The sequence below is a fragment of the Amycolatopsis circi genome (assembly GCF_003385235.1).
Lineage (GTDB): Bacteria > Actinomycetota > Actinomycetes > Mycobacteriales > Pseudonocardiaceae > Amycolatopsis > Amycolatopsis circi.
The window spans coordinates 1-10,820 of sequence record NZ_PQIA01000208.1 but is presented as its reverse complement, the minus strand read 5'-3'; the positions used below and the strand labels follow the sequence as shown (position 1 = coordinate 10,820).

Annotated in this window: 8 protein-coding genes; 2 read left to right on the top strand and 6 right to left on the bottom strand. The window is 71.7% G+C overall.

Going from position 1 to position 10,820, the window contains the following annotated elements; genetic code table 11:
• A partial coding sequence (locus D0D37_RS43935; protein ID WP_341868016.1) for a DUF6801 domain-containing protein occupies positions 1 to 929 on the bottom strand: 929 nt, incomplete at its 3' end.
• Between the two features lie 253 nt (positions 930 to 1,182).
• Between D0D37_RS43935 and D0D37_RS43930 the strand changes: the two genes are divergently transcribed.
• Both D0D37_RS43930 and D0D37_RS43925 read left to right on the top strand, forming a co-directional pair.
• Positions 1,183 to 2,118 carry an ATP-binding cassette domain-containing protein gene (locus D0D37_RS43930; RefSeq protein WP_116206482.1) on the top strand — a complete coding sequence of 312 codons (936 nt, stop codon included), beginning with the start codon at positions 1,183 to 1,185 and terminating at the stop codon, positions 2,116 to 2,118.
• Complete coding sequence (locus D0D37_RS43925) at positions 2,115 to 2,948, top strand: ABC transporter permease (RefSeq protein ID WP_116206481.1); 834 nt, start codon at positions 2,115 to 2,117, stop codon at positions 2,946 to 2,948. The genes D0D37_RS43930 and D0D37_RS43925 overlap by 4 nt, the downstream gene beginning before the upstream one ends.
• A gap of 73 nt (positions 2,949 to 3,021) precedes the next feature.
• On the opposite strand, the gene D0D37_RS43920 is transcribed toward D0D37_RS43925, so the two are convergent.
• The 5 genes from D0D37_RS43920 to D0D37_RS43900 are packed head-to-tail and all read right to left on the bottom strand — an operon-like array spanning position 3,022 to position 10,784.
• Positions 3,022 to 4,134: a glycosyltransferase gene (locus D0D37_RS43920; protein WP_116206484.1), complete on the bottom strand. Its 1,113-nt coding sequence runs from the start codon at positions 4,132 to 4,134 to the stop codon at positions 3,022 to 3,024.
• A complete protein-coding gene (locus tag D0D37_RS43915) occupies positions 4,131 to 4,907 on the bottom strand; it encodes an alpha/beta fold hydrolase (protein WP_116206480.1) in 777 nt (258 codons plus the stop codon). Before D0D37_RS43915 ends, D0D37_RS43920 begins: the two co-directional genes overlap by 4 nt.
• Positions 4,895 to 5,185: a phosphopantetheine-binding protein gene (locus D0D37_RS43910; RefSeq protein WP_116206479.1), complete on the bottom strand. Its 291-nt coding sequence runs from the start codon at positions 5,183 to 5,185 to the stop codon at positions 4,895 to 4,897. The genes D0D37_RS43915 and D0D37_RS43910 overlap by 13 nt, the downstream gene beginning before the upstream one ends.
• Entirely contained in the window at positions 5,182 to 9,018 is a 3,837-nt protein-coding gene (locus tag D0D37_RS43905) for a beta-ketoacyl synthase N-terminal-like domain-containing protein (RefSeq protein WP_116206478.1), read from the bottom strand. The genes D0D37_RS43910 and D0D37_RS43905 overlap by 4 nt, the downstream gene beginning before the upstream one ends.
• On the bottom strand, positions 9,012 to 10,784 hold the full coding sequence (locus D0D37_RS43900; protein WP_244223888.1) for an SDR family NAD(P)-dependent oxidoreductase: 1,773 nt from the start codon (positions 10,782 to 10,784) through the stop codon (positions 9,012 to 9,014). The genes D0D37_RS43905 and D0D37_RS43900 overlap by 7 nt, the downstream gene beginning before the upstream one ends.
• Positions 10,785 to 10,820: the final 36 nt, after the last annotated feature.

The following is a 10,820-nucleotide window of genomic DNA, read 5'->3' as shown; positions in this document are numbered from 1 at the left end:
GTGGACGAGGTTGGTTGCGTCGGGGACGTGGGCTGGGTGGGTTCGGTGGAGGACGTCGGCTGCGTCGGCGAAGTGGGCTGGGTCGGCTCAGTCGAAGTCGGCTGGGTTGGCGAAGTCGGCTGGGTCGACGTGGGCTGAGTCGGAGACGTCGGCTGGGTCGGCTCGGTGGACGACGTCGGCTGCGTCGGGGAAGTGGGCTGGGTCGGCTCAGTCGAAGTCGGCTGGGTTGGCGAGGTCGGCTGGGTCGACAACGTCGGCACGGTCGACGAGGTCGGAGAAGTCGGTGTCGTCGGTGTCGTGCTGGTGCCGCCGCCCGGCTTGATCTCGAAGGTGCCCAACTGCTGGTTCTGGCCGGGGACAGCAACGCAGTCCGAGGTGAACGTGCCGAGGTCGGTCGGCTGGCCGGACGCGTTGCGGGGCGTCATCGTCGTGCTGAAGTTCCCGACGGTCACCGACGCGGTGCCCGCGCTGGGGAACGTCACGGCCGGGGCTTGGCCGCTGGTCTTGACGTGGAACGCGCCCGACGGCGGCACCGGCGTCGACGGGATGGTCAGCGGCAGGCCGAGGTTCAGCGTCTTGTCGACGGGATACTTGAGCTGGGCCGCCGCTTTGGCCGAACCGTCCAGCGTCGTCGCGCCGACCAGCGCGAGGCCTTCCGTCGCGGTCTCCGGCACGGTGACGTCCACGTCGAACTTGATCGGGGTGGACGCCGAACCCGCGACCGCGTTGTCCGGCAGGTTCGTGTCGATCTTCACCGCGAGCACCTGGTCGCCGATGAGCGGGAACGGGCAGGTGTAGTTCACGGTCAGGCTGGCCGGCGCGGCCTGCGACAGCCCGGCCCCGGCCAGCGCGGCGGCCGCGACGGCGCTCGAGACCGTCACGATGGCCAGCGCATACGCCGGTTTTCTCGACTTCCACGGAAACTTCACGGCTCGTCACCTCGGGGAATCGGGACAATATTTCCGGAAAATACCTCCGCGATTACCCTCGCGACAACCGCCGGATAATTCTTTGTCAGGCTGGTCGGAATGCCTTGAAGAAAAAGGGGCACCCGGATCATGACTTGTCATGCACGTGCTATTCGCCGCACGGGAAACTGTCACGCGCAGGACAGCGACCGGCGGGGTTCTTGCCTTTCCCGGCCACGGCTCGTTACCTTTCCGGAAAAGGGAAGGAGCGGCCATGCGCCCGCCGGTCATCGCCGTGACGGACCTCGTGAAGAAGTACCGCGAAGTCACCGCGCTCGCGGGAATCAGCCTCACCGTCGCCCCCGGGACGGTGCTCGCGATTCTCGGGCACAACGGAGCCGGAAAAACCACCCTGATCGACATTCTCAGCACGCGCGTCCGGCCGACCTCGGGCACCGCCCGGGTCTGCGGGCACGACGTCGTGCGACGCGGCCGGGCGATCCGGCGGCGGATCGGGGTCACCGGGCAATTCGCCGCGGTCGACGACGCCCTTTCCGGACGCGGGAATCTGCTGCTGATCGCGCGGCTGCTGGGCGCGAAACCGGCGCAGGCGCGGGCGCGGGCCGCCGAGCTGATCGCGTCGTTCGGGCTCGAAGCCGCGGCGGACCGCCCCGCCCGCACCTACTCCGGCGGCATGCGCCGACGGCTCGACCTGGCCGCGGGATTGGCGGGCGCGCCGGAAGTGCTGTTCCTCGACGAGCCGACCACCGGACTCGACCCGGTGAGCCGGTCCGCGCTGTGGAGCGTCGTCGAAGACCTCGCCGCACGCGGCACCACGATCGTGCTGACCACCCAGTACCTCGAAGAGGCGGACCGGCTGGCCGACCACGTCGTCGTCCTCGGACTCGGGCGCATCACCGTCTCCGGCACGCCCGCCCAGCTCAAAGCACGGCTCGGCAGCCGCACGGCGACACTGACCCTCGGCAGCGAACTCACGTTGCGGCGCGCGATGGACGCGGTGTCCCGCCTCGGCCTCTCGACGGGCCGCGCCGGGCTGACGCTGACCGTCCCGCTGCGCGGCCCCGGCGACATCACGGTGCTGGTGCGCGCGCTCGACGCGGCCGAAGCTCCGCTGCGGGACCTGACGGTGACCGAGCCGACGCTCGACGACGTGTACCTGTCCCTGCACGCGACGGCGGCGGCCTCGTGACCCAGTCCCGCCACCGCGCACCGGTCGCAGTGCTCGCCGATCCGGTGACCTGGCCCGAAGCCGGTTTCTGGACACAGGTCCGCGTGCTCGCCGCCCGCTCGCTGCGCACCGCGTTCGGCGACTGGCGGCTGATCTTCTTCGGCTTGCTGCAGCCGGTCGTGCTTCTCGTGCTGTTCAGCCAGGTGTTCAGCGGCGTCGGGGCGTTGCCGAGCGTCGCGGCCTACCAGGGATATGTGAACTTCCTGGTGCCCGCGACGCTGGTCAACATCTCGATGACGACCGCGATGAGTTCGGGTGCGGGCCTGCTCGCGGAGATCTACAGCGGGTTCACCGCGCGGCTGCGCTGCCTGCCGATCTCGTTGTTCTCGGTGCTGATGGCCCGGACCCTCGCCGATTCCGCGCGGCTCGGCGTGCAGTTGGTCGTGACTTCGGCCGCGAGCGTGCTGTTGCTCGGCTTCCGCCCGGCGGGCGGGGTCGTCGGGCTCGGCCTGGCGTTGGTGCTGACGCTGGTCGTGGGCTGGTGTTTGAGCTGGGTGTTCGTCGCGATCACGACGTGGCTGCGCAAGGCCGAAACGCTCCAGGCCGCGTCGTTCGTGGTGATGTTCCCGCTGATGTTCTCCTCCAGCGCGTACATGCCGCTGGACTCGATGCCGCAATGGGTCCGCGCGGTGTCGGTGGTCAACCCGCTGACGTACGCGATCGACGCGACCCGCGCGCTGGCTCTGGCCCGCCCGGTCGGCTGGTCCGTCGCGGCGGCGCTGGCGATCGCTGCGGTAGCCGCGGTGGCGGGCAGCACCCTGGCCGCGCGCACGTTTCGCGAACGCGCTTAGGCACTGTCCGTGAGGGGAACCCTGAGGGACTCTGATTCCCTCAGGGTTCCCCTCACGGACCTAGCCCGCGACGCTACGCCAACGACTCCAAGCGGGATGCCGCCTCGGGCGCACCCCCGGCCGCGGCGAACGACGCGCCGATCCGGGCGGCGCCCGCGCGATACTTCGGAGCCGACTCCACCGCTTCGCGAATGTCCGCGGCCTTGGCCCGGTCGAACCGCAGCCGGACCCCCGCCTGCGCGGCGACCACCTGCTGCGCCAGCATCGACTGGTCGTCGCGAATCGGAGCGAGCACCAGCGGCAGCCCCGCCGCCAGCGCCTCGCACACCGTGTTGTGCCCGCCGTGGCAGACCACCACCGACGCCTGCGCGAACACCTCGACCTGCGGAATCCGCCACGCCAGAGCGACCTCCTCGCTCTCCAGCGTGCCCGTCGGATCGACGACCAGGCCTTGGACGTGCGGCATGCCGGCCAGCGCGGCGACGCTCTCCGCGAGAAACCGCTCTCCGACCGAAGCATTGGCCGTTCCGAGCGTCACCACCACCAGCGGCCGAGTGTCCATAAAGGATCGAGCGAATCCGTTGGGGGCGGCGGGAAGCACCGGTCCGACGTAACAGACCGGTGCCGCCACCCGGGCTCGCCCAGCCAAGGCCCGCGTGGTGAACGCCAGCACCAGGTGCGGCGAGAACCGCAGATCGGCGACGCGGGCTCCGTGCCGCGCGCACAGTCTCGTCCGGAGCCCGGCCGCCCAGGACGCGATCCTCGGCATCGAGGCGAGCGGGTCGGCCAGTTCGGTGGACGTCGAGGCCGACGTCGCCCACGGCAGCTCGCACCGCGCGGCGACCAGCGCGCCCGCCAGCGCCTGCTGGTCGGCCACGACGACGTCCGGGTGAAAATCCTCAACAGCGAGCTGAACTCCCGGAACCATCGCGTCCGCGAGCGGGACCAGATAGGACTCCCAGAGGTATTTCAACGCGGCGAACCCGCGCAGCTCCGGCGGCCGGAGCGCCACCGAAAACGGCCGCGAGTCCCCCGCCGCGAACACCTGTCCGGTGACCGATCCGGGCACTCCCGGCGAGGGCCCGCACCAAGCCACCTCGTGGCCGCGCGCGGAAAGCTCCTCGGCCACTCCGCGCAGCGGCGCGATGTGCCCGGCCAGCGGCGGGACAACCAGCAGGAACCTCATGCCGAATGCCGTCCGATCCATTCGAGCACCAGCTTGCGCACCTCGCGATGCTGTTCCACCAGCACCGAATGCCCCTGTCCCTCGAACACGTGCAGTTCGCCGCGCGGCAGCACCGAGGTCAGCGCTTCGAGGTCGTCGGCCTGGTAGCCGTGGCTGCCCAGGACGGACAGCACCGGGCAGCCGATCGCCGCGACCTGCTCCCAGGTGAGCAACGGCCCGAGCGGCACCTCCTCGGCCATCTTCGTCGAGGTGATCCGTTCGGCCGCCATCCGCGCCAGCCGCCGGTGGTGCGCGCTGAAGTTCGCCTCGATCCAGTCGTAACTCTCCTCCGCCTGAAGGAAATGCACGGTGTGCGCGAGGATTTCGCTCATTTTCCCGGCCCACGACTCGGTCGCGGGCTCCGATTCGATGCACACGATGCTGCGGACCCGCGCCGGATTGGCGACCGCGTAGCTGTAGGCGAGCGTCCCGCCGAAGCTGTTGCCCACCAAGTGCACCGGCCGCTCGACGCCGAGCTGGCACAGCAGGTCGTCGAGGTCGGCGACGAAGTCGGCCAAGGTGTAGCCCCGCACCGGCCGCTCGGTCTTTCCGTGGCCGCGCAGGTCGTAGCTGATCACGTCGATGCCCGCGGCCGCGACCGGAGGCGCCAGCGTCAGGTAGAAGCTCGCGAGGCTGTCGGTGCCCATGCCGTGCAAGAACACCACGGTCTCGGCGCCGCCGGCGTGCACGAGCTGCACGTTGGTGCGCAGCCCGTTCACCGTCATCGTGGGCACGTGCGCTCCCCCACGAACCGGGCGATGTCGCCGACGGTCAGCCCGATGACGTCGTCGAGATCCTTCTCCGCCAAGTACTCGGCGAGGTTGACGTCCTCGCCGAAGTGCTCGGCCAGGATGCTCGCGAAGGTCACCAGGTCGATGCTCTCCAGCTGCAGGTCCTCGTGGAACGTCGTGTCGGGCGTGATCTCGACGCCGAGCACCTCGGCGTCGCCGACTAGCTCGCCGAGCAGTTCCGCGACGACGTCGAAGACGGCCGAGGCGTGGTCGATGGTCATGTCGTGCTCCTGAGTTGTGCGATGGCGGTGTCCCCGTTCAGCTCGACGGCGACGGAGAGGTCCGGCAGCTCGCGGCCGCGGCCGGACACCCGGCCGTCGGCGTGCACGCGGATCTCGGCCGGATAGATCGCTTCGGCCAGCTCCGCACGGACCGCGTCCTTCGCGGCGATCCGGGTCAGCAGCCAGCCGCGTTGCTCGCGCGGTGGCACTGCGGCGAATTCGGCCCGTTCCTCGGCGGCGAGGTAGACACCGGCGTAGATCTCGCGCGCGGCGACGGTCGGCCAGCGGTCGGTGACGCACACGCGCCCGCCGTCCAGCCGCTCGGAAAGCAGGTGCTGGTCCGGGAAGGCGTAGACGCGATGGGCCGCGCGGTCGCACGGGAACCGGACGTCGCGCCAGCCTTCGACGGTCGCTAGCACCCGGCCGTCGCGCACCAGTTCGGCGTCCATCTCCAGGACGTCGGGCCGGGGCAGCCGGGCCCGCACGAGGCATGCGACCCGGGTGCCCGGCCCGGGTTCCGCCTCGTGCCAGGCGATCCGGCCGATCGAGCGGGGGAAGGCGAGCAGGCCGTCGGACCGGGTCGCCATCAGCCAGCAGCCCAGCAGCTGGCCCACGTTGTCGAGCAGCCCGCCGGGAGCCGACGGCACCACCAGCTCGCCTCGGATGTGCTGCTCGCCGAGACCGGTCAAGCGCGCCAAGCCTTGGTACGCCGGGCCGTGGAACATCTCGCGGCGCGCATAGATCTCGGCCGCGGCCAAGGGCGGCGGCGTCTCCGTTGCGGGAATCCCGGCGCGCGGAGGCGGCGGCGCGAACTCTCCCAGCTCGACGGTCAGCAGCGCGTACGGTCCGATCTCGACGGTCACCTGATCGCCCCGGCGGCTGAGCGACAGCGGCACCCGCTGGGCCGGGGCGGCGATCAGCCACCGCGAGAACACCGCGTCGCGCACCGTTGCCGCGGTCGTGCCCGGCCAGGTCCGTTCGACGGCCCGGCAGGCGAGGTCCACCAGCGTCGTCGCGGGCACCACCGGGCGGAAGTCGGTCTCGTCGGGCCAGTCGTCGCGCTGCCGGAAGAACCGGTGGTCGCGCAGGTACGGCATCGCGGCCAGTGAAACGTCCACAGTGGACTCGACCGGACGCTGGACGGCCGCCGCGACGACGTCCGCCGCGGTCCGGCGGGTCTGGTCGAGCAGCGCGGCGAACTCCGCGGCGATCGCCTCGGGCACCCCGGCGGGCAGCTCCGGCCGGCCGCGGTCGTCGAGCAGCCCGCGCGCCCGCTCCCCCAGCGACAGCAGCGGCCGTCCGGTGTTGAGCCGGATCCGCCGCGGCTTCGCGGCCGCGAAGTCGGGGTCGCCGCCTTCGGCCCACAATGCCGTCGCGACCCGGCGGAGCTGTGCGAGCCCGGAGCGCGTGCCGGACCCGGCGGCGACGACCAGGCGCCGCCGGTCGCCGAGGGTGTCGGTGACGAACGAGCCCAGCTGACCGGCGCCGACCTGGACGAACACGCGGAACCCGGCGTGGTGCAAAGTCTCGGTCAGCTCGCGGAAACGGACCGGGCGCACGAGGTGCTCCAGATACAGCTCGCGAATCGCTTCCGGCTCGGCGGGATAGGGCCGCGCGGTGGTGGCCGACCACACCGGCACCTCGGGTTCGCGCAGCTCCAGCTCCGCGGCGAGCCGGGTGAACGGGGCCAGATGCGGCCGCAGCAACGGGGTGTGGAAGCCGGACCGGAACGGCAGCGTCCTGGCCACGATCCCCTTGCCGCGGCACGTCTTCGCGAACTCCGCCACCGCGCCGGGCGGGCCGCACACGATCGTCTGCCGCGCGGCGTTTTCGTGGGAGATCACGAGGCTGTCGGTGAGCAGCTCGGCCGCCCGGTCGGCCGGGCAGCCCAGCACCAGGTAGTCCGCGGCGGGCAGCTCGAAGCCTTCCGGCCAGTACCGGTCCAGCAGATCCGGCTCCGGGCGGTACATTCCGGCGGCCTGCATCGCGGTCCACTCGCCGGCGCTGTGCCCGGCGAGCGCGTCCGGGCGGATCGCCAGTCGCCGCAACGCCTGGTCGAGCACGAGCCCGGCCGCCGACACGCTCGCTGCCCGTGCGGGCACGCTCGCCGTCGACCAGCGCGGAAGGTCGAGTCCGAACTGCCGGGCGACGTCGGCGAGGCGCGGTTCGGCGTCCGCTTCCAGGCCCGGGTACAGGAACACGGTTTTCCCGTGCGGCAGCAGCGGATCGGCGGTGCACCAGAGATCGGCGCTGTGCCACGCCTGGCCGGTGGCCGCGACTTTGCCGATCACCTTCCGGGCCATGGCCAGCTTGCGCTCGTCCGGGCCGACGATCCCGATCCGGCACCGCCCGTCCCCCGGCTCGCCCGGCCGGTCAAGCCGTTCCAGCAGTTCCTCCGGAGAGTTCGCGGCCAGGCGCAGCACGCGCTCCGGCTCGGTGACGCGCGCCTTGCGTTTCGGCGCCGGGTCTCCTGCCCCCACTACCAGGTGCGCGTTCACACCGCCGAACCCGAACGCGCTGACCGCCGCCACGCGCGGCAGCGCTCCCCACGGCTGCGCCTCGGCCAGCACCCGGAACCGCGTCTTGTCGAGCAACGGGTTCGGGTCGCCGCAGTGCAGCGTCGGCGGAAGCACCTCGTGATGCAGCGCGAGCGCCACCTTGACCAGCCCGGCGACCCCGGCCGTCGACAGCGTGTGCCCGATCATCGACTTGACCGAGCCGATCACCGCCCGCGGACCGCCCGTCGTGCCGAACACCTCGGCGACGGTGGTCAGTTCGGCGGCGTCCCCGGCGGGCGTGGCCGTGCCGTGCGCCTCCAGCAGGCCGATTTCCGCAGGGTCCATTCCTTCCCAGGCCCGGCGCAGCGCGAGGGTCTGGCCCGCGACGGACGGGCTGAGCAAGCTCGCACCCCGCCCGTCGCTCGACGTGCCGCTGCCGCGGAGCACGGCATACACCCGGTCGCCGTCGCGGCGGGCGTCGGCCAGCCGCTTGAGCACGACGATCGCGGTGCCCTCCCCGATCAGCATTCCGTCCGCGGCACGCGAGAGCGGACTGATCCGCTGGCTTGGCGACAGCGCGCCGAGCTGGGTGAACAGCGACCAGAGCGTGTCGTCGTGCGTTTGGTGCACTCCGCCGGCCAGGACGACGTCGCAGCGGCCCCGGACCAGTTCCCCGATCGCCTGGTCGACCGCCACTAGCGACGACGCGCACGCGGCATCGACGGTGTAGGCCGGGCCGCCGAGGTCGAGCCGGTTGGCCACACGGGCCGCGGCGAGATTGGGCACGAGCCCGGCGGCGGTTTCCGGCCGGAACTCGCCCAGGGTTTCGCGCATCGCCGTGCGCAGCCGGTCGAGCACGTCCGGCCCGGCGGACGGCATCAGCTCGCCGACCGTGCGAGTGATCTGGCGGACCGTGCGGACCCGCTGGTCAAACCCTTGCAGCCCAGGAGAAAGATAGCCGCCGCGACCGAGTACGACGCCGATCCGTTCGGGGTCGCCGAGCCTGCTGAGACCTCCCGCGTCGTCGACCGCGGCTACGGCGACCGCAAGCGCTGTCAGCTGGTCTGGCTCGATTCCGGACAGGGAGGTCGGCGGCACGCCGTGAGCGGCCGGGTCGAATTCGAGGGTGTCCGGAGTGAACCCGCCTCGGCGGCCGTGAGTCCGGTCCGGCGCGGTGCCGTCGTGGCCGTGGAACGCCGGGTCGCGGCGCTCCTCCGGGATCTCGGTGACGGCGTCGGCGCCTTCGACAAGGTTCCGCCAGTACTGGTCCACAGTGGACGCCCCGGGGAGGAATACGCCCATCCCGACGAGCGCGACCGGCTCCTGCTTCACCATAGCGACGCCGTGTACAGCACCGCGCGATCAGTTCCGTAGGCGAGTTCGCGCAACAGGGCCGCGACGCCTTCCCCTGCGTCGAGCAGGGTGACGTCCCGGCGTTCGTACTCCCGGGCCAGCTCCGGCGACACCATCCCGGCGTGGTCTCCGCCGGGGGCCCACGGTCCCCAGTGGACAGTGACCGCCCGGCCGGGCCAGCTCGTGCTCAGCGATTCCAGCACGTCGTTCGCCGCGGCATAGTCGGTCTGCCCGCGATTGCCGAGCACAGCGGCGATGCTGCCGAAGAAAGCGACGAACCCGGGCTCGACCCCGGACTCCGTCAACGCCGAGAGCAACGCCCGTGCACCGTCCACTTTGGTCTCGAAGACGGTGCGGAACGACTGCTCGTCTTTGTCCGCCATGAGTTTGTCGTCGATCACGCCCGCGGCGAAGACCACGCCGTCGATCCGGCCGTGCCGCGCCACGAGGTCTTTGACCAGCTGGTGCACGGCATTCGCGTCGCGGACGTCGAGCGACTGGTACGCGGGGTCACCGCCGGCGGCCCGGATCTCGTCGAGGGTGCGGCCGATCTCGCGTTGCGCCAGGAGGGTTCGCACCCGGTGTTCGATGTCGGCCACCGACCCGCCGCGCCCGGCGAGCACCGCCCGCATCGCAGCGGGATCGGAGGGAAGGTCGTCTGCTTCGCCGGGCCACGGGGTGCGTCCGGCGAGTTCGATCCGGCAGCCGGACGCGGCGAACGCGACCGCCGCGCGGGCGGTGATCCCGCGGGCCCCGCCGACGAGCAGGACCAGCGAGTCCGGGCCGAGGTTCAGCGCGGCGAGTTCGCCGCCGCCCGGTCCGGCCCCGGAGTAGGCGATCGACCCGAGATCCTGGAGCTGCGGCTCGATCGTGAAGCGGCCGTCGTGGTCGTGGCCGACGACGGACGGGCCGTCGCTGCAGGCTTCGTCGACCAGCACCTTCGCGCGGTCCTGTGCGACCTCGACGAGCCGCGTGGTGCCCGCGCGTTCCAGGGCGGCCGAGCGGACCAGGCCGCGGAGACCCGCAGCGCCCGGTTCCGCGGCGATCAGGACGGTTCCGTTCAACGCCTTGAGCCGGGTGAACACCTCTGGGGCCTCGACGCCTTCGGTGAGCAGCACCGTGAGATCGGCGTTCTCGGGGACGATTTTCGCTCCTGCGCAAGCGAAAGCCTCGCGCACCGACTCGTCGTCGCCCAGCACCGCCACGGACTTTCCGCGCAGCCGCGCGGGATCCGGGTCGAGCGGGACCGGCACTCTGGCGAGCCGGTACCGCTTCGGCGCGGCGGCCGTCGGAGCGGGCGACAACCAGCTCTCCAGGTGCGCGGTGAGGGCATTCGCGGTCCGGTCGCGGCTGAGCTGGTCGGTGCGGTCGTCAGCGGGCAATCCCAGCCTGCCCAGCAAGGTTCCGGCGATCTCGGTCCGTTTGATCGAGTCGATCGACAGGTCCGCCTCGAGGTCGAGGTCGCCCGCGATCATCTCCGCCGGGTAGCCGGTGCGGTCGCTGATCACGCCGATCACCGTCGTCAGCACGTCGTCGGGCGCGGCCTCCGCCGCCGGTTCCGGGGCGGCTGCCGGTTGCTCGATCGCAACCGGCGCCACCACCGGTGTCAGGGCGGGAACTGGAGCGACTGGAGCGGCCACGGTTCCCAGGTACCCGAGCATCACGTCCCGTTGCGCCGCAACGAGTTCGCGGGCGGTGCGGAGGAAGTCGACGATCGCTTGGTCGCGGCTGGGGGCGGGCTCGGTCATCGCGGTGCTCCGTATCCGTCGGGCCGGCGGGAGGGC